This window comes from Ectopseudomonas khazarica (assembly GCF_004521985.1).
GTDB classification, from domain to species: domain Bacteria; phylum Pseudomonadota; class Gammaproteobacteria; order Pseudomonadales; family Pseudomonadaceae; genus Aquipseudomonas; species Aquipseudomonas khazarica.
Genome location: NZ_SBHZ01000004.1, coordinates 125,891 through 144,490 on the forward strand (window position 1 = coordinate 125,891; position 18,600 = coordinate 144,490).

Here is an 18,600-nt window from a genome sequence, read left to right on the forward strand (position 1 = left end):
TTAAAGGGTGCCAGGAGGCGCCAGCAGCAGTGCCTCCAGTTCCAGGCCGACACGCTCGGCGCCCAGGCCGTCGAAGCAGGGCTTGTCGCGATCACCGCTGCCCGCACCCGGGCCACTGGCACACAGATGAATCTGGCCACGGCCATAGGCGCCGACCTTGCCCGGCAAGGTCGGCCCGTAAAGGGAAATGTTGGGCACATCCAGCGCCGCCGCCAGGTGGCCCAGCCCGGTGTCGACGGACACGCAGGCACTGGCCCCGGCGATCACCTTGGCCACTCCGGCCAGGTTCAGCTTCGGCAGCACGGCCGCATGCGCGAGCCCGGCGGCGATGCGCTCGGCACGCGCCTTCTCGGCCTCGCTGCCCCAGGGCAGGCGCACAGCCCAGCCCAGTTCGTCCATGCGTTCGGCCAGCGCGCGCCAATCGGCCTCAGGCCAGTGCTTGCTGGCCCAGGTGGTACCGTGGAGAAACACCAGATAGGGCGGCGCCGCAGCGTCCATCAGTGCCGCTCGGTCGAGGCCGTAGTCAGCGCTGCCCGATGGCAGTGCATAACCCAGCGCCTTGGCGAACAGCTGGCGCACTCGTTCCAGGGCATGCTGCTCCTTGGCCACCGCGTAGCGACGATCGTAGAAGCGGCTGGCCAACGGCTCCCGCGCCGAATCACGATCCAGCCCGGCCACGGGGGCCTGCACATAGCGTGTCAGCCAGGCGCTCTTGAGCAGCCCCTGGGCGTCGATCACCAGGTCGTAGCGGGTCTCGCGCAGGCGCTGCTTGAAGCGTGCCCACTCGCCACTGTGCCAGGTGCGCAGCGGGTGCTTGCGCCAACGGCGGATGGCCACCGGAATTACCTGGGCCACGGCCGGATGCCAGGCAGGAATCTCGGCGAAGCCTTCTTCCACGACCCAGTCGAAGCGGATACCGGGGATAGCGCGAGCCGCATCGGTCAGCGCCGGCAGGGTGTGTACCACGTCGCCCAGCGACGACGTCTTGATGATCAGTACCCGCAAGATCAGTCGCCCTCGACCAGGGTCAGGGTTTCACCGACCAATCGATCCAGCGCCTCGATCACCGGGCGCGGCTTGAGTTCGCGCAGGCAGTTGTAGTGCCCGTAACGGCAGGTACGTTCGAAGCAGGGGCTGCATTCCAGGCCCAGGCGGACGATCTCGACACGATCGGCCAAAGGCGGGGTGAACCCCGGCGAGGTGGAACCGTAGACGGCCACCAGCGGGCGATTCAGTGCCGCGGCCACATGCATCAACCCGGAGTCGTTGGACACCACGGCGGTGGCGGCGGACATCAGGTCGATGGCCTCGGCCAGGCTGGTCTGCCCGGAGAGGTTGCTGACTTCCTCGCGCAGCCCGGGGATCAGGCGCATGCGGATGTCTTCGCCACCGGCATGGTCGTTCTTCGAACCGAACAGCCAGACCTGCCAGCCCTGGCGGATCTTGACCTCGGCGACCTTGGCGTAGTGCTCCGCCGGCCAACGCTTGGCCTCGCCGAACTCGGCGCCAGGGCACAGCGCCAGCACCGGACGATCCAGCTGCAGACCGAACTTGGCCAGTGCCTCGCCACGGCTGGCCTCGTCGATCACCAGGCGCGGCTGCGGATAGGGCTGCGGCAGCTCGGCGCCGGGCTCGAAGGCCAGCGCCATGAAGCGCTCGATCATCAGCGGATAGCGCGCCTTGTCCAGCGTGCGGATATCGTTGAGCAGGCCATAGCGCATCTCGCCCTTCCAGCCCGTGCGTTTGGCGATGCCGGCGAACCAGGGCACCAGGGCGGACTTCAGCGAATTGGGCAGCAGAATGGCCTGGTCGTACTGACCGGCTAGCGACTTGCCGATGCGTCGACGCGCACCCAGGTCGAGCACGCCATGGCCCAGCGGCAGGCTCAGCGCCGCACGCACCTCGGGCATGCGCTCGAGTATGGGCCGGCTCCAGTCCGGCGCCAGCACGTCGATCTCGCACGCCGGATGACGCTGCTTCAGGCACTGGAACAGCGTCTGCGCCATCACCATGTCGCCCACCCAACTGGGCCCAACGATCAGTATCTTCATATCCTTTCCAGAAACGACCGGGGAGGCTCAGCGCCTCCCCGTCATAGCCCAGATGACCGGCTTACTTGACCCGCGTACGCCACTCGGCGTGCGCACTGGTCTTGCCGGTTACCAGGTCGAAATAGGCTTTCTGCAGTTTTTCGGTAACCGGGCCACGACGGCCGATACCGATCTGACGGCCATCCACTTCGCGGATCGGCGTGACTTCGGCGGCGGTGCCGGTGAAGAAGGCCTCGTCGCAGATGTACACCTCGTCACGGGTGATGCGCTTCTCGACCACCTTGATACCCAGCTCGTCGGCCAGGGTGAGGATGGTGTTGCGGGTGATGCCGTTGAGGCAGGAGGTCACCTCCGGGGTGTACACCACGCCATCCTTGACCAGGAAGATGTTCTCGCCCGAACCCTCGGCCACGTAGCCTTCCGGGTCCAGCAGCATGGCCTCGTCGGCGCCGCCGGAAATCGCTTCCTGCAGGGCCAGCATCGAGTTGATGTAGTTGCCGTTGGCCTTGGCGCGGGTCATGGAGATGTTGACGTGGTGACGGGTGTAGGAGCTGGTGCGCACCTTGATACCGGTCTGCAGGGCTTCTTCGCCCATGTAGGCGCCCCAGTGCCAGGCGGCGACGATCACGTGCACCTTCAGGCCGGCGGCACGCAGGCCCATGCCTTCGCTGCCGAAGAACACCATCGGGCGCAGGTAGGCGCTTTCCAGGCCATTCTCACGCACGGCGGCGCGCTGCGCCTCGTTGATCTCTTCCTTGGAGAAGGGAATCTGCATGTTGAAGATGTGCGCGGAGTCGAACAGGCGATCGGTGTGCGCCTGCAGGCGGAAGATCGAGGTGCCGTCCGGCGTGTTGTAGGCGCGCACGCCCTCGAACACACCCATGCCGTAGTGCAGGGTATGGGTCAGCACATGGGTAGTCGCTTCGCGCCACGGTACCAGTTCACCGTCGTACCAGATCACGCCATCACGGTCGGACATCGACATCTTGCCTGCTCCTCAATTCGCTTCGCGGTTCGATCATTCGTACGGCCCTGCGGCCATCAACCCAGTTCCAGCTGGCGCCACAGCCGCATCACGGCGTGGCGCTCATCCTGGAACTGATCACCCGGCACCACCCCGGGCTGCTTCTGCAGCGCCTGGCGGTGAGCGGCCGAGCGGTAAACCTTGTAGACCTCGCGGAGCAACCCGGCATCTTCCGCCGACATCAGACCGACCCGCTCGAGCCCCTCGAGGATGCGGATGTTGTCGGTGAATTCAAGCAGTTGCGGGTGTTGCCACGACCAGGCCAGAGCCGCGTATTGCACCATAAATTCGATATCGACGATACCACCGGCATCCTGCTTCAGATCGAAGGAGCTCGCCGCATCGAAGGCGTTTTCCCCGGTGCCGGCCGCCGTGGCGCGGGTACCGAGGTTGTCGCGCATCTTCGCGCGCATCTCGCTGACTTCGCCGCGCAGCGCGACCACGTCACGCTGGCGCCCGAGCACCTCGGCGCGCACCCGGGCGAACTCGCCCGCCAGGCGCGGGCAGCCCACCAGCACCCGCGCACGGACCAGCGCCTGGTGCTCCCAGGTCCAGGCTTCGTTTTCCTGGTAACGCTGGAAGGCCCCCAGCGAACTGACCAGCAGCCCGGCCGCGCCGGATGGACGCAGGCGCATGTCCACGTCGTACAGCGCGCCGGAGGTGGTCTGGGTCGTCAGCAGGTGGATGATGCGCTGCCCCAGCCGGGTGAAGAACTGCGCCCCGTCGATAGGCTTGGCGCCGTCGGTCTCGGCCTGCGGGTCGCCATCATGGATGAACACCAGGTCCAGGTCCGAGCCATGACCGAACTCCAGGCCGCCGACCTTGCCGTAGCCGACGATGATGAAATCCGGAGCGCAAGGCGTACCATCGGCACGCGACGGGCGGCCGTGGCGCTGCACCGTGTGCTGCCAGGCCAGCGCCAGCACCTGATCGAGAATCGCCTCGGCCAGCCAGGTCAGGTAGTCCGACACCTTCATCAGCGGCAACGTACCGGCGATCTCCGACGCCGCCACGCGCAGGCTGTGCGCCAGCTTGAAGTGGCGCAGCGCTTCCATCTGCTGCTCGAGGTCCTCTTCGGGAATACGGATCAGCCGCTCGCGCAGCTCGGCGGCGAGTTCCGGCGCCAGCGGCGGCGAGTACAGCCGCCCCTCGTTGAGCAGTTCGTCGAGCAGCAGCGGGAAGCGCGCGATCTGCTCGGCAATCCACGGGCTGGCCGCACACAGGGTGATCAGGCGTTCCAGCGCACCGGGGTTCTCGCTGAGCAACACCAGGTAGGCGGAACGTCGCGCCACCTTTTCCACCAGCGGCAGCACGCGCTCCAGCACCAGGTCGGGGCTGTCGTGCTCGATGGTCTGGGCCAGCAGGCGCGGAATGAAGGCATCCAGCCGCTCACGCCCGAGGCGCTGCATGGCCCGCACCTGCGGACCATTGCGCAGGTCGACCAGGCGCCGGAAGGCCGCTCCGGCCTCGCCGAACCCGGCCTCCTGCAACTGCTGCACGGCGGCCTCCTCATCCAGCGCGCCTTCCCAGAGCGGCAGCCATTCGGCGCCGACACAGGCCTCGCTGCCCTGCGCCTCGTCCTCGTCGGGATCGGCGATCACCTGCTGGAAGTGCCACTCGATGCGCCCACGCCAGTGCATCAGGCGCTCGTGGAAACTCGCCCAGTCGGCGAAGCCCATGATCGCCGCCACGCGCGCCTGGTCGAGCGGGTCCGCCGGGAGCATCTGCGTCTGCCGGTCACCGATGCCCTGCAGGGCATGCTCGGCGTAGCGCAGGAACTCGTAGCCCTCTTTCATTTCAGCGACCACCGCCGGCGGCAGGTAGCCCTGCCCCTGCAGCGTGGCCAGCACCTTGAGCAGCGGCCGCTGCTGCAGGCTGAGATCGCGCCCGCCATGGATCAGCTGGAAGGCCTGGGCGATGAACTCGATCTCGCGGATACCACCGGCGCCGAGCTTGATGTTCTCGCTCATGCCCTTGCGCCGCACCTCCTGCTGGATCAGCTGCTTCATCGAGCGCAGTGCCTCGATGGCGGAGAAATCCAGGTAGCGGCGATAGACGAAGGGCCGCAGCATCTCCAGCAGCTCGGCGCCCGCCTGCTGGTCACCGCCGACCACGCGCGCCTTGATCATCGCGTAGCGCTCCCAGTCGCGCCCCTGATCCTGGTAGTACTGCTCCAGGGCATTGAAGCTGAACACCAGCGCACCGGAGGAACCATAGGGGCGCAGGCGCATGTCGGTACGGAAGACGAAGCCGTCGACGGTGATCGCGTCCAGCGCCTTGATCAGCTTCTGCCCCAGGCGGATGAAGAACTCCTGGTTGTCCAGCGGGCGCTTCACGCCCTCGGTCTCGCCGCCCTCCGGGTAGCCGAAGATCAGGTCGATGTCCGAGGACAGATTGAGCTCGTGCGCGCCGAGCTTGCCCATGCCGAGGATGACCATGTGCTGCGCCTGGCCGCTGCGCCGGCCGGCCGGGGTGCCGAACTGCTCGCAATGGCGCGGATAGAGCCAGTGGTAGGCCAGGTCGATGCAGGCGTCGGCCAGGTCGGAGAGGTCGCGGCAGGTTTCGCCGAGCGCCGCCTGACGGCTGAAGTCACGCCAGATGATGCGCAACTGCTGGCGGCTGCGGAAGCGCCGCAGGCAACGCCCCAGCGCCTCCTCATCGGCACAGTCGGCCAACAGCGCCTGCAGCTGCTGACGCAGCTCGCCCGGCGCCAGGCTGCGCTCCAGCTCCCCCGACTCGGCAAGCGCGCTGAACATCTGTGGATCACGCTGCGCCTGCTCTGCGACGAAATCACTCAGGGCCGCGACCTGTCGCCAGGCGTCATGCCGCGCCTGCGGCCAGGCGGCGAAGCGCGCAGACAGCCCCTCATGCTCGGCCAGCGCGGTCTGCAGCGACTGCTCGGCGCGTTCGGACAGGGCAATAAGGGAAGGGGGCAACTCGACCAGCAACGGCAGGCTCATGGTCTATCCTTTTGGCGGACTGCCGGACGCACGGTGCAAACGCCCGGAACCCCGCTCCTGCGGGGCACGCGCGGCCGGCAGCGCCGCGAATTGTAGTTTTACTACTAAAGAATTGTATCCAGAGGGCTGAATCCGCCGTCGAAATGTAGTAAAACTACAAGCGGCCGGTCCTACCCCCGGTAAATCCAAGAATTTCAACTTGCCCGCCCAAAAAGCCGGCGAGACCCAACTGGCCTCCGATTCTGGAAGCCTTTCCGCCCTGGAGCAAGCCATGCAAGACCTCGATCCGATCGAAACCCAGGAATGGCTGGACGCCCTTGAATCCGTCCTCGACCGTGAGGGTGAAGACCGAGCCCATTACCTGATGACCCGTCTGGGCGAGCTGGCCACCCGTAGCGGTGCGCAACTGCCCTACGCGATCACCACGCCGTACCGCAACTCCATTCCGGTTACCCATGAAGCGCGCATGCCCGGCGACCTGTTCATGGAACGCCGCATCCGCTCGCTGGTGCGCTGGAACGCCCTGGCCATGGTGATGCGCACCAACCTGGACGACCCGGATCTGGGCGGCCACATCTCCAGCTTCGCCTCCTCGGCGACGCTCTATGACATCGGTTTCAACTACTTCTTCCAGGCCCCGACCGACGAGCACGGCGGCGACCTGGTGTTCTATCAGGGCCACGCCAGCCCTGGCGTCTACGCCCGCGCCTTCATGGAAGGCCGCATCGACGAAGACCAGATGAAGAACTTCCGTCGCGAAGTCGACGGCAAGGGCCTGTCCTCCTATCCGCACCCCTGGCTGATGCCGGACTTCTGGCAGTTCCCGACCGTATCCATGGGTCTGGGCCCGATCCAGGCGATCTACCAGGCGCGTTTCATGAAGTACCTGGAAGCGCGCGGCTTCATCCCGGCCGGCAAGCAGAAGGTCTGGTGCTTCATGGGCGACGGCGAGTGCGACGAGCCGGAATCCCTCGGTGCCATCTCCCTGGCGGGCCGCGAGAAGCTGGACAACCTGATCTTCGTCATCAACTGCAACCTGCAGCGCCTCGACGGCCCGGTTCGCGGCAACGGCAAGATCATTCAGGAACTCGAAGGCGTGTTCCGTGGCGCCCAGTGGAACGTCAACAAGGTGGTCTGGGGCCGCTTCTGGGACCCGCTGTTCGCCAAGGACAAGGACGGCGCCCTGCAGCGTCGCATGGACGAAGTGGTCGACGGTGAATACCAGAACTACAAGGCCAAAGACGGCGCCTACGTACGCCAGCATTTCTTCAACAGCCCCGAGCTGCAGGAGATGGTCAAGGACCTCTCCGACGACGAGATCTGGAAGCTCAACCGTGGCGGCCACGACCCGTACAAGGTCTACGCGGCCTATCATCAGGCGGTCAACCACAGCGGCCAGCCGACCGTGATCCTGGCCAAGACCATCAAGGGCTACGGTACCGGCGCCGGTGAAGCGAAAAACACCGCGCACAACACCAAGAAGGTCGATGTCGACAGCCTGCGCCAGTTCCGCGACCGCTTCGACATTCCGGTCAAGGACGAAGAGCTGGAGAACCTGCCGTTCGTTCGTCCGGAGCCGGGCAGCCCCGAGTACAAGTACCTGCACGAGCGCCGCAACGCGCTGGGCGGCTTCGTACCGCAGCGTCGCCAGCAGAGCTTCAGCATCCCCACCCCGCCGCTGGATACCCTCAAGGCCATCCTCGACGGTTCGGGCGATCGTGAAATCTCCACCACCATGGCCTTCGTGCGCATCCTCGCGCAGCTGGTCAAGGACAAGGAACTCGGCCAGCGCATCGTCCCGATCATTCCGGACGAGGCCCGTACCTTCGGTATGGAAGGCATGTTCCGCCAGCTCGGCATCTACTCCTCGGTCGGTCAGCTCTACGAGCCGGTCGATAAAGACCAGGTGATGTTCTACAAAGAGGACAAGAAAGGTCAGATCCTCGAGGAAGGCATCAACGAAGCCGGCGCCATGAGTTCCTTCATCGCCGCAGGCACCTCGTACTCCTGCCACAACCAGCCGATGCTGCCGTTCTACATCTTCTACTCGATGTTCGGCTTCCAGCGTATCGGCGACCTGGCCTGGGCCGCTGGCGACAGCCGCACCCGTGGCTTCCTGATCGGCGGCACCGCCGGTCGTACCACCCTCAATGGCGAGGGTCTGCAGCACGAAGACGGTCACAGCCACATGCTGGCGGCGACCATTCCCAACTGCCGCACCTACGACCCGACCTACGGCTACGAGCTCGCCGTGATCATCCGCGAAGGCATTCGCCAGATGACCGAAGAGCAGCAGGACGTCTTCTACTACATCACCGTGATGAACGAGTCCTACCAGCAGCCGTCCATGCCGGAAGGTGTCGAGCAAGGCATCATCAAGGGCATGTACCTGCTCGAGGAAGACAAGAAGGAAGCCGCGCACCACGTGCAGCTGCTGGGTTCCGGCACCATCCTGCGCGAAGTCCGCGAAGCGGCGAAGATCCTCCGCGACGAGTTCAACATCGGCGCCGATGTGTGGAGCGTCACCAGCTTCAACGAACTGCGTCGCGACGGCCTGGCCGTGGAGCGCAGCAACCGCCTGCACCCGGGCCAGAAGCCCAAGAAGACCTACCTCGAAGAGTGCCTGAACGGTCGCAAGGGGCCGGTCATCGCCTCCACCGACTACATGAAGCTGTTCGCCGAGCAGGTTCGTCAGTGGATCCCGAGCAAGGAATACAAGGTCCTGGGCACCGACGGCTTCGGCCGCAGCGACAGCCGCAAGCAGCTGCGCCACTTCTTCGAAGTGGACCGCAACTGGGTCGTGCTGGCCGCCCTGGAAGCCCTGGTAGACCGTGGCGAGATCGAAGCCAAGGTGCTGGCAGATGCCATCGCCAAGTTCGGCATCGACGCCGATAAAGCCAACCCCCTGGACTGCTAAGGAGCGTAGCGATGAGTGAGTTGATTCGCGTACCCGACCTCGGCGGTGAAGGCGAGGTCATTGAACTGCTGGTGAAGGTCGGCGACCGTATCGAAGCCGAGCAGAGCGTACTGACCCTGGAGTCCGACAAGGCCTCCATGGAAGTGCCCTCGCCCAAGGCCGGCGTGATCAAGGAACTGAAGGTCAAGATCGGTGATCGCCTGAAGGAAGGCGACGAGTTGCTGGTGCTGGAAGTCGAAGGTGCCGCGCAAGCGGCGCCTGCGCCGAAAGCCGCGGCGGCACCGGCCGAAGCCCCGAAAGCGGCCGCTCCGGCTGCTGCCCCGGCGGCTGCGACCAGCAGCAGCGTGCAGGACGTGCACGTGCCGGACATCGGTTCCGACGCCAAGGGCAAGGTCATCGAGATCATGGTCAAGGTCGGCGACCGCATCGAAGCCGACCAGAGCCTGCTGACACTGGAGTCCGACAAGGCCTCCATGGAAATCCCCGCGCCGGCCGCCGGCGTGGTGGAAGCACTGCTGGTCAAGCTGGATGACGAGATCGGCACCGGCGACCTGATCCTCAAGCTCAAGGTCGAAGGCGCCGCCCCGGCTGCCGCGAAAGCCGAAGCCGCTCCCGCTGCTGCTCCGGCAGCGGCCGCCGCGCCGACCGGCAGCAGCGTGCAGGACGTGCACGTGCCGGACATCGGTTCCAGCGCCAAGGGCAAGGTCATCGAGATCATGGTCAAGGCCGGCGACAGCATCGAAGCCGACCAGAGCCTGCTGACCCTGGAGTCCGACAAGGCCTCCATGGAAATCCCCGCGCCGGCTGCCGGTGTGGTGGAAGCAGTGCTGGTCAAGCTGGATGACGAGATCGGCACCGGCGACCTGATCCTCAAGCTCAAGGTGGCCGGTTCTGCCCCGGCAGCTGCGCCGGCGCAAGCCAGCCAGGAAGTGCACCGCGTGCCGGAAGGCGCCGCCCCGGAAGTGGCCGCCGAAGTGCGCGCCATTGCCTCGCTGTCGGCGGCGGCTGCCGAAGTCGCCAACGCGCCCAAGCGCGACGGTGCCAAGGTGCATGCCGGCCCGGCCGTGCGTCAGCTGGCCCGTGATTTCGGCGTCGAACTGGCGGACATCGCCGGCACCGGCCCGAAAGGCCGCATCCTCAAGGAAGACGTGCAGGTTCACGTCAAGGCGATGATGCAGAAGGCCAAGGCCGCACCGCAGGCTGCTGCAGCCGCTGCCACCGGCGGTGCCGGCATTCCGCCGATCCCGACCGTGGACTTCAGCAAGTTCGGCGAAATCGAAGAAGTGCCGATGACCCGCCTGATGCAGGTCGGCGCCGCCAACCTGCACCGCAGCTGGCTCAACGTGCCGCACGTCACTCAGTTCGAGTCCGCCGACATCACCGACCTGGAAGCCTTCCGCGTCGCGCAGAAGGCCGTGGCCGAGAAGGCCGGCGTCAAGCTGACCGTGCTGCCGCTGCTGCTCAAGTCGTGCGCGCACCTGCTCAAGGAGCTGCCGGACTTCAACAGTTCGCTGGCCCCGAGCGGCAAGGCGATCATCCGCAAGAAGTACGTGAACATCGGCTTCGCCGTGGACACCCCGGATGGCCTGCTGGTACCGGTGATCAAGAACGTCGACCAGAAGAGCCTGCTGCAGCTGGCTGGCGAAGCCGCCGAACTGGCTGACAAGGCCCGCAAGAAGAAGCTCTCTGCCGATGACATGCAGGGTGCCTGCTTCACCATCTCCAGCCTCGGTCACATTGGCGGCACCGGCTTCACGCCGATCGTCAACGCGCCGGAGGTGGCGATCCTCGGTGTGAGCAAGGCCAGCATGCAACCGGTCTGGGATGGCAAGGCCTTCCAGCCGCGCCTGATGCTGCCGCTGTCGCTGTCCTACGATCACCGCGTGATCAATGGCGCCGCTGCCGCCCGCTTCACCCTGCGCCTGTCGCAGCTGCTGGCGGACATCCGCACCATCCTGCTGTAAATCGTTTCGAGCACGCCACGCTCGCATCCTCAACCCCGTCTGTTCAGGCGGGGTTTTTTTTGTCACCTACCACCCCTGGCAGGGACCCTTCGGGCCGTTGCAAGCAACGTCAAAAACTTCTCCCGGAAGTTTTTTGTCACCTGCCCTGGAGCTGATCCTTCCTCCCGTTCTCAGCCCTTCTGCACGTTGCGAATCAGAAAGCTCAGTGCCTTGGCCAGTTCGCCCGCGCCCTGGTGATCGCGCACGATCGTCAGCAACGGGCTGCCGTCAGCCGGGTTGAACAGCACGCAACGGATACCGCTGGTCGGGCATTCATAGCGGATGAACGGATCGACACCGAACACCGCGAGCCGCTGATTGTGCACGGCGATGGCGCTGCCCTCCGCCCCACGACGCTCCTCGCGCAGGATCAGTTCACCGGTATCGGCGACGCTGAAGCGATAGAGCAGGTCCTCCGGCTGAGCCTGCCCGACCTGGTAGCCGGCGCGCAGGGCGTAGGTTTCAAGCAGTGCGTTGCTGTGCGCCAGCAGCGCCTGGCGTTCGTTGCCGGTGAGGTAGAGACGCTTGAGTCCGTCGAGGTAGACGACCTGCTCATCGCCTTGCAGCGCCTTGCTCTGGTCGGCGCTGGAAACAGCGGGCAAGGCGGCGGAAAGCGCCCCGCCCAGCACGATGGCCATCAGTTTTCTTGTCAGTCTCGCTTGCATGATGCACCCTTGCCGAACGCTATAGTGAAGTAGGCCTGAGCCCTAGCCTCCGTCCATGTCACCGCGCCCTGCGGCGGTGGTGACTCTGTACCGAGAACGGATGCCTCGCCTGGTCAGCATACTGGAAGCCCAACGCCCAATGAAAAGCCATCCCGATGCCGGCCCCCGTTCGGCAGCCGAGGTTGTGACGCAGTTGCCAGTGCCATCACGGCTCGGCATGTTGCGTTTCGAGCGCTTGAACGAGCCAAGCTGGGCACTGCTGTTTCTCGACCCGGCCTGCGAACGCAAGCTGGGCATCAGCGCCGCCGATCTGTGTGCGCTGATCGACGCCCCCTACGCCAGCCTGATGGAGCCCGAGGCACGCTATCGCCTGCACGACAGCATCCAGCAACAGTTGCTGCAGGGACAGCACTACCTGGTGCGCTACACCCTGCACACGCCACAGGGCGCACTGAACCTGCTGGAGATGGGCGAGCCCTTCAGGCAGCACAACCGTCAGCTGCTGCGTGGCTACCTGCTGATCGCCGATGAACGCCTCGCCGCCCATACCCCCGACGAGAGCGAGCTGCTGGCGCAGAACCAGAACCTGCGCAACGCCTTGCAGCAGTATCAGCGCACTCAGCGCGACCACCTGCAGCACCTGGCCCGCTCGCATACCCAGCAGCAGCTGATCGTGCGCCTGTCGCGCCAGCGCTATGTCTCCAGCGATCCGCAGCAGGAGGCGGCCGAGCTCATCACCCAGGCTGCCTGCGAGGTTTACGGCGTCGCCCGTGCGGGCATCTGGCACCTGAACAGCCAGAGCCTCGACTGCATCTCGCTGTACCGCCGCGACCTGGATCGCCACGAACAACTGCCGCCGATCGATGCGCGCAGCTTCCCCCACTACCTGGAAGCGCTGCACAGCGGCCGCGCCATCGATGCCCACGACGCGCAACACGACCTGCGCACCCGCGAACTGAAGCCGACCTACCTGGAGCCGCTGGGGATCAGTTCCATGCTCGATGCCAGCATCCGCATCGAAGGCGAGGTGGTGGGCATCCTCTGCCTCGAGCACATCGGCGCCAAGCGCATCTGGCAGGCCGACGAGATCGCCTTCGCCGGGGAGCTGGCCGACCAGTTCGCCCAGGTCCTGATCAATCAGGAGAAGCGCTCCGCCACCAACGCGCTGCACCTGTTCCAGCGCGCCGTGGAGCAGAGCGCCAGCGCCTTCCTGCTGGTCGACCGCGACGGTCGCGTGGAGTACGTCAACCCGAGCTTCACCGCCATCACCCTGTACAGCAGCGACGAAGTCTGCGGCCACCGCCTGTCCGAGCTGCCGGCGCTGTCCAACCTCAGCGACCTGCTGTTCGACGCCGATTCCAGCCTGGCCGAGCACAGCAGCTGGCAAGGCGAGTTCCGCAGCCGGCGCAAGAGCCAGGAGCCGTACTGGGGCCATCTGTCGATCTCCAAGGTCTACGGCGACGATGGCGAGCTGACCCACTACATCGGCATCTACGAAGACATCACCGACGCCAAGCTGGCGCAGCAACGTATCGAGCGCCTGGCCTACACCGACAACCTGACCAACCTCGGCAACCGGCCCGCCTTCATCCGCAGCCTGGAAGAGCGTTTCGCGCGCCATGCCCGGCGCCCCATGGGGCTGCTGCTGGTGGACATCGACAACTTCAAGCGCATCAACGACAGCCTCGGCCACCAGACCGGCGACAAGCTGCTCTCGGCCCTGGCCCGGCGCCTGCGCAACAGCCTTGGCACCCAGGGCACGCTGGCGCGCTTCGCCAGCAACGAGTTCGCCATCCTCCTCGATGGCAGCGATCAGGACGGCGGTATGCGCATCGCCCAGCAGGTCCTGCAGACGCTGGACAAGCCGCTGTTCGTCGACAACCAGTTGATCAGCATCACCGGCTCCGTCGGCCTGGCCATCGCCCCGGAGCACGGCGACGACCCACAGACCCTGATGAAGCACGCCGGCCTGGCCCTGCACAAGGCCAAGGCCAACGGCAAGCACCAGGTGCAGCTGTTCACCGAAGCCCTGAACGCCGAGGCCAACTACAAGCTGTTCGTCGAGAACAACCTGCGCCGCGCCCTGACCCAGAACGAACTGGAAGTCTTCTACCAGCCCAAGCTCTGCCTGAAGAGCGGGCAACTGCTCGGCATGGAAGCGCTGCTGCGCTGGCAGCACCCGGAAAAGGGCATGATCCGCCCGGACCAGTTCATCAGCGTGGCCGAGGAAACCGGCCTGATCATCCCCATCGGCAAGTGGGTGGTGCGCCAGGCCTGCCGCATGAGCAAGCAGATCGCCGCCATCGGCCTGGGGCAGCTGCAGGTGGCGATCAACCTGTCGCCCAAGCAGTTCTCCGACCCCGACCTGGTCGGTTCCGTCGCCGCCATCCTCAACGAGGAACAGCTCGACCCTCGGCTGCTGGAGCTGGAGCTGACCGAGAGCCTGCTGCTGGAAGCCACCGAAGACACCCGCCACCAGCTCGGCCGCCTGAAGAGCCTGGGCCTGACCCTGGCGATGGATGACTTCGGTACGGGCTACTCCTCGCTGAGCTACCTGAAGAAATTCCCCATCGACGTGATCAAGATCGATCGCAGCTTCATCAAGGACATTCCCGACAACCAGGACGACATGGAGATCACCTCGGCGGTGATCGCCATGGCCCACAACCTCAAGCTCAAGGTGGTCGCCGAGGGCATCGAGACCGGCGCCCAGCTCGGCTTCCTGCGGCGCCAGCAATGCGATGTCGGCCAGGGCTACCTGTTCGACAAACCGATCTCGGGCCGTGAGCTGATCGACAGCCTGCGCCGCTACCCCTGCCGCCCACAGGCCGACCAGCGGCTGTAATACGCGGCGTCACACCAAGTCAAAGACCTGCCCACCTTCAGGAGACCGCCATGGTTCTGCGTTCCCAGATACTCGTCCACAAGCTGGCCCTGCCGAGCGCCGAACAGGCTCTGCCGGGGCGCAACGAGCCGCTGCCGGTGGCCGATGTCCATCACCTCAACGGCCACCCGATCAAGCCGCCCTTCCCTGCCGGGTTGCAGCAGGCCGTATTCGGCCTGGGTTGCTTCTGGGGGGCCGAGCGACGCTTCTGGCAGCAGCCAGGCGTGTACAGCACGGCGGTGGGCTATGCCGGCGGCCTGACCCCCAACCCGACCTACGAGGAAGTCTGCTCGGGCCTGACCGGGCACACCGAAGTGGTGCTGGTGGTGTTCGATCCGCAGCAGACCAGCTTCGAGGCCCTGCTCAAGGTGTTCTGGGAAGCGCACAACCCGACCCAGGGCATGCGCCAGGGCAACGACCAGGGCACCCAGTACCGTTCGGCGATCTACTGCCACGACGCCGCGCAACTGAACGCGGCCCTGGCCAGCCAGGCGCGCTTCCAGGCCGAGCTGGACAAGGCGGGCCTGGGCACCATCACCACCGAGATCGGCAATGCGCCGACCTTCTACTACGCCGAGACCTATCACCAGCAGTACCTGGCGAAGAACCCCAACGGCTATTGCGGCCTCGGCGGAACAGGCGTATGTCTACCCCCTGAATCCTGAAACCGGTAGACCCTCGTGGAAGTCAGCAGCCTCGCCAGCCAGGTATCCACCCAGGCATCTGCGCAGATCTCCGCGCAGATGTCGCTTCTGCTGCTGCGCAAGACGCTGGACCTGCAGGCCGCCAACATCGCCGGCCTGGTGCAGTCGGCTGCGCCGGCCAGCGCGCCGAGCAATCCGCCCCACCTCGGCAACAGCATCGACGTGATGGCCTGATGACCGCCCGCGCCTGTCGGACTACACTGCCGGCAAATAGCCATCCTTGTGCGTACACGGCATGTCCGCCAGCCCTGTCTACATTTCTCCCGAGCAGTTGTGCATCGGCCTCTACGTTCAGCTGGAGCTGAGCTGGTGGGAGCACGACTTCGCCTTCAGCAACTTCAAGATCAAGGATGAAGCGCAGATTCGCGCCCTGCGCGCGCTGAACCTCGAACGGTTGCGCTACGACCCGGCACGCAGCGACTGCGCGCCGCTGGAGCCGGCCGACAGCCCCGGCGAAGCCGCAGTCGAGGCACCACCTGTCGACCCGCAGCACCAGGCCCGCCAGGAGCGTGCGCAGAAACTGCGTCACCTGCGCAGCCGCCTGGCGGAGGTCGACCGGCGCTTCAGCGAAGCCAGCCAACGCATCAAGACCCTCAACCAGACCCTGCGCAGCCGTCCCGAGGACGCCGTACAGCAGGCCGGCGCCATCGTCAGCGAAATGGTCGAGACACTCCTTGGCGCACCCGGCGTGGTGCTGCACGGCATCACCGGCAAAGCCGCCGAAGACAGCTACTTTCATGCCCTCAACGTCACCGTGCTGGCGCTGTTGCTCGGGCGCCAGCTGGGTCTCGACAGCGAGGCCTGCCACAGCCTGGGCCTGGGGGCGCTGCTGCACGACATCGGCAAGCTGGAGGTACCGAGCAAGGTGCTGCTCAAGCCGGAGCCGCTGACCCGCCCGGAACAGCAGCTGCTGCAGATGCACACCGATTTCGGCCTGCGCATGGGGCAGAAGCTCATGCTCGACGACGAGGTGCTGCGCATCATCCACGAGCACCATGAGCACTGTGACGGCTCGGGCTATCCGCGCGGCTTGCGCGAGGCGGGCATCGGCCGCCTCAGTCGCCTGGTGGCCATCACCAATCACTTCGACGGCCTGTGCAACCCGCTCGACCCGCGCCAGGCCCTGAGCCCGCACGAGGCGCTGGTGCAGATGTTCAAGCAGCAGCGCGAACAGTTCGACGAGGTGGCGCTGAAGGCCTTCGTCCGCGTCATGGGCATCTACCCGCCTGGCAGCCTGGTGCAGCTGGAAGACGAGCGCTACGCGCTGGTGCTGGGCATGAACCCGACCCAGGCACTGAGGCCGACGCTGATCCTCTACGACGCCAGCGTGGCCAAGCACGAAGCGCTGATCGTCGACCTGGCCGAAGACAGCGACCTGGCCATCGCGCGCAGCCTGCGCCCGTCACAACTGCCGCTGGAAGTGCTGGAGTACCTCAGCCCGCGGCGCAACCTGAGCTATCACATCGAACCGAACCACGCGCGCGGTTGAGCCCTGGCAGCCTGGATGCACTCCGGGGCTCGGCGGCCACGGGTCCCGGACTTCATCCGGGCTACGCGTTCATGGTTTGCCGCTTGCCGCTTCTTCTACCAACCAGTCCAGACGCCAGCCGCCCTGACTCTGCCCGAGCGCATCGGCCAACCAGGGCAGCAGTTGCTTGAGCTCGTCCTCCAGGCCCCATGGCGGATTGCTGATCACCAGCCCGGAGCCGCTCAGGCGACTGGCATCGTCCGGGGCATGGACGTACAGCTCGGCACGCAGCAGCTTGGGCGCGTTGCTCTTGCTCAGGCCGGCGTAGAAGCGCGCAAGCTGGCGCTCATCCTTGATCGGGTACCAGATCGCCACGATGGCCTGGCGCATGCGCCCATGCGCCTCGTTGAGCGCCTCGACGCAGCGCTGCAATTCGTCCGCCTGCTCGAACGGCGGGTCGATCAGCAGCAACACGCGCTTCTCGCGGGTGGGCATCAGGGCGCGGGGCACGTGCCAGCCCTCGCCCAGGTGCACGGCCACGCGGCGGTCACCACGCATGTTGTCCTTGAGCAGACGACCATCCTCGGGGTGCTTCTCGTTGAGCAGCAGGCGATCCTGCTCGCGGCTGAGCAGCCGCGCGAGCTCCGGCGAGCCAGGGTAGTAGCGCAGCGTGCCATCGGGGTTCATCGCCCGCACCACGTCCAGGTAGGCTTCGACCGCATCCGGCAACTGCTCGGCCTGCCACAGACGGCCGATGCCCTCCAGGTACTCGCCGGTGCGATTGGCCTGATCGCCTTGCAGGTCGTACAGGCCGATCCCGGCATGGCTGTCGAGGTAGGCGAAAGGCGCCTCCTTCTTCGACAGCAGGGCGATCAGGCGGGTCAGCAGCAGGTGCTTGAGCACATCGGCATGGTTGCCGGCATGGAAGGCGTGGCGGTAGTTCATGAGGGTCTCCGAAACAGCCGTCGAGTTTACTCGTTGAGCGGACTTTGCGCGCGCATCAGCTCCAGCAACAGGGACAACGGCGGGTGCTCGCCGGCATCGCGGCGCCGCGCCAGCAGCGTGGTGGTCGCCCCCAGCTGCGGGGCGATGGCCTGATACTGCACCAGGTGCACACGTGGATGGCGCTCGAGCAGGCTGCGTGGCAGCAGGCCGATGCCCATGCCCGCCGCGATACCGGCGAAGATCGCATCGATCGAACCATAGCTCTGCCGCGCCGCCACCTGCAGGTCGCTGGTGAGCGCCCAGCGCTCCAGGCGCTCGCGGTAATGACAGCCTTCGGGAAAGCCGAGCAGCGTTTGCGGGCGCGCGCCCAGGCTGGCGGCGTCCTGGGCGGGTGGCAGGACCAGCATCAGCTCCTCCTGCCAGATCGGCAGGCAATCGAGCTGCGGATGCTCGAACGGCCCACCGATCAGGCCGGCATCCAGCTCCCCGGCCAGCACCTCCTCGACCAGGCGCCGACTCGGCCCGGTGCTCAGTTGCAGGTTGACCCGTGGCGCACGCTGATGGAACGCCGCGAGCAGCTCGGGCAGACGCACGGCAGCGGTGGTCTCCATGGAGCCCAGACGCAAGTCACCGCTCCACACATCCTCCTGCACGCTGCGCCAGGCCAGCTGGCAGAGCTGCTCGAGGTGCTCGGCATGCGGTCGCAGGCGCTCGCCCGCCTGGCTCAGGCGCAGCCGCTGGCCCTGACGGCGGAACAGGCGCGTGTCGAGCTGCTGCTCCAGCTGGCGCAGGCGCGCCGAGACGTTCGACGGCACGCAATTGAGCCGCACACCGGCGGCACTGAGGGAGCCCTCACGCGCGACGGCGAGGAAATAGCGCAGCAGTTGCGGGTTGAGACGTTGCCAGGCATCCATGATCTTTCACCAAAAGTGAAAACTGAGCGCAGTATTTTTCACTAACAGTCCATACAGAACAACGA

The 18,600-nt window shown here is 65.9% G+C and carries 13 protein-coding genes; 6 read left to right on the plus strand and 7 right to left on the minus strand.

The annotated features are described in order from the left end of the window. The 4 genes from waaC to glnE form a co-directional block, all read right to left on the minus strand. Positions 1 to 1,005, minus strand: a complete 1,005-nt coding sequence (gene waaC / locus EPK82_RS06220) for a lipopolysaccharide heptosyltransferase I (protein WP_134676058.1) — start codon at positions 1,003 to 1,005, stop codon at positions 1 to 3. Positions 1,006 to 1,007: 2 nt separating this feature from the next. Further along, positions 1,008 to 2,051: a lipopolysaccharide heptosyltransferase II gene (gene waaF, locus EPK82_RS06225; RefSeq protein ID WP_037054923.1), complete on the minus strand. Its 1,044-nt coding sequence runs from the start codon at positions 2,049 to 2,051 to the stop codon at positions 1,008 to 1,010. Positions 2,052 to 2,112: 61 nt separating this feature from the next. Continuing rightward, positions 2,113 to 3,036 (minus strand): branched-chain amino acid transaminase, encoded by a 924-nt coding sequence (locus EPK82_RS06230; protein ID WP_037054925.1) that lies wholly within the window; start codon positions 3,034 to 3,036, stop codon positions 2,113 to 2,115. Positions 3,037 to 3,092: 56 nt separating this feature from the next. Next, the gene (gene glnE, locus EPK82_RS06235; RefSeq protein WP_134676059.1) at positions 3,093 to 6,035 is read right to left on the minus strand and encodes a bifunctional [glutamate--ammonia ligase]-adenylyl-L-tyrosine phosphorylase/[glutamate--ammonia-ligase] adenylyltransferase; all 2,943 of its coding nucleotides are present in this window, start codon (positions 6,033 to 6,035) and stop codon (positions 3,093 to 3,095) included. Between the two features lie 271 nt (positions 6,036 to 6,306). On the opposite strand from glnE, the gene aceE reads away from it, so the two are divergent. Together aceE and aceF are read left to right on the plus strand one after the other, a co-directional pair. After that, positions 6,307 to 8,952, plus strand: coding sequence for a pyruvate dehydrogenase (acetyl-transferring), homodimeric type (gene aceE, locus EPK82_RS06240; RefSeq protein ID WP_134676060.1), 2,646 nt, complete (start codon positions 6,307 to 6,309; stop codon positions 8,950 to 8,952). Positions 8,953 to 8,963: 11 nt separating this feature from the next. Further along, positions 8,964 to 10,916, plus strand: coding sequence for a dihydrolipoyllysine-residue acetyltransferase (gene aceF / locus EPK82_RS06245; RefSeq protein ID WP_134676061.1), 1,953 nt, complete (start codon positions 8,964 to 8,966; stop codon positions 10,914 to 10,916). Between the two features lie 170 nt (positions 10,917 to 11,086). Here the strand turns inward: aceF and EPK82_RS06250 are convergent, their stop codons facing one another. Then, positions 11,087 to 11,593 (minus strand): hypothetical protein, encoded by a 507-nt coding sequence (locus EPK82_RS06250; protein ID WP_037049782.1) that lies wholly within the window; start codon positions 11,591 to 11,593, stop codon positions 11,087 to 11,089. A 166-nt stretch (positions 11,594 to 11,759) separates the two neighbouring features. Between EPK82_RS06250 and EPK82_RS06255 the strand changes: the two genes are divergently transcribed. From EPK82_RS06255 to EPK82_RS06270, 4 genes are all read left to right on the plus strand, one after another. Beyond that, on the plus strand, positions 11,760 to 14,465 hold the full coding sequence (locus tag EPK82_RS06255) for a sensor domain-containing protein (protein WP_134676062.1): 2,706 nt from the start codon (positions 11,760 to 11,762) through the stop codon (positions 14,463 to 14,465). Positions 14,466 to 14,515: 50 nt separating this feature from the next. Next, positions 14,516 to 15,169 (plus strand): peptide-methionine (S)-S-oxide reductase MsrA, encoded by a 654-nt coding sequence (msrA, locus tag EPK82_RS06260; RefSeq protein ID WP_037049787.1) that lies wholly within the window; start codon positions 14,516 to 14,518, stop codon positions 15,167 to 15,169. A 15-nt stretch (positions 15,170 to 15,184) separates the two neighbouring features. Continuing rightward, positions 15,185 to 15,382 (plus strand): putative motility protein, encoded by a 198-nt coding sequence (locus EPK82_RS06265; RefSeq protein ID WP_134676063.1) that lies wholly within the window; start codon positions 15,185 to 15,187, stop codon positions 15,380 to 15,382. A gap of 61 nt (positions 15,383 to 15,443) precedes the next feature. After that, positions 15,444 to 16,697, plus strand: a complete 1,254-nt coding sequence (locus tag EPK82_RS06270) for an HD-GYP domain-containing protein (RefSeq protein WP_134676064.1) — start codon at positions 15,444 to 15,446, stop codon at positions 16,695 to 16,697. Between the two features lie 69 nt (positions 16,698 to 16,766). Here EPK82_RS06270 and EPK82_RS06275 read toward each other — a convergent pair whose 3' ends face one another. Together EPK82_RS06275 and EPK82_RS06280 are read right to left on the minus strand one after the other, a co-directional pair. Then, positions 16,767 to 17,621 (minus strand): 23S rRNA (adenine(2030)-N(6))-methyltransferase RlmJ, encoded by an 855-nt coding sequence (locus EPK82_RS06275; RefSeq protein WP_134676065.1) that lies wholly within the window; start codon positions 17,619 to 17,621, stop codon positions 16,767 to 16,769. A gap of 26 nt (positions 17,622 to 17,647) precedes the next feature. Beyond that, positions 17,648 to 18,535, minus strand: coding sequence for a LysR substrate-binding domain-containing protein (locus EPK82_RS06280; RefSeq protein WP_037049796.1), 888 nt, complete (start codon positions 18,533 to 18,535; stop codon positions 17,648 to 17,650). Positions 18,536 to 18,600 lie beyond the last annotated feature (65 nt).

Bases quoted from the DNA above. Each gene is read 5' to 3' on its own strand.
- waaF (WP_037054923.1), bottom strand. From the start codon at position 2,051: ATGAAGATACTGATCGTTGGGCCCAGTTGGGTGGGCGACATGGTGATG.
- EPK82_RS06275 (WP_134676065.1), bottom strand. From the start codon at position 17,621: ATGAACTACCGCCACGCCTTCCATGCCGGCAACCATGCCGATGTGCTC.
- EPK82_RS06270 (WP_134676064.1), top strand. From the start codon at position 15,444: ATGTCCGCCAGCCCTGTCTACATTTCTCCCGAGCAGTTGTGCATCGGC.
- glnE (WP_134676059.1), bottom strand. From the start codon at position 6,035: ATGAGCCTGCCGTTGCTGGTCGAGTTGCCCCCTTCCCTTATTGCCCTG.
- EPK82_RS06280 (WP_037049796.1), bottom strand. From the start codon at position 18,535: ATGGATGCCTGGCAACGTCTCAACCCGCAACTGCTGCGCTATTTCCTC.
- aceF (WP_134676061.1), top strand. From the start codon at position 8,964: ATGAGTGAGTTGATTCGCGTACCCGACCTCGGCGGTGAAGGCGAGGTC.
- EPK82_RS06255 (WP_134676062.1), top strand. From the start codon at position 11,760: ATGAAAAGCCATCCCGATGCCGGCCCCCGTTCGGCAGCCGAGGTTGTG.
- EPK82_RS06250 (WP_037049782.1), bottom strand. From the start codon at position 11,593: ATGGCCATCGTGCTGGGCGGGGCGCTTTCCGCCGCCTTGCCCGCTGTT.
- aceE (WP_134676060.1), top strand. From the start codon at position 6,307: ATGCAAGACCTCGATCCGATCGAAACCCAGGAATGGCTGGACGCCCTT.
- EPK82_RS06230 (WP_037054925.1), bottom strand. From the start codon at position 3,036: ATGTCGATGTCCGACCGTGATGGCGTGATCTGGTACGACGGTGAACTG.
- msrA (WP_037049787.1), top strand. From the start codon at position 14,516: ATGGTTCTGCGTTCCCAGATACTCGTCCACAAGCTGGCCCTGCCGAGC.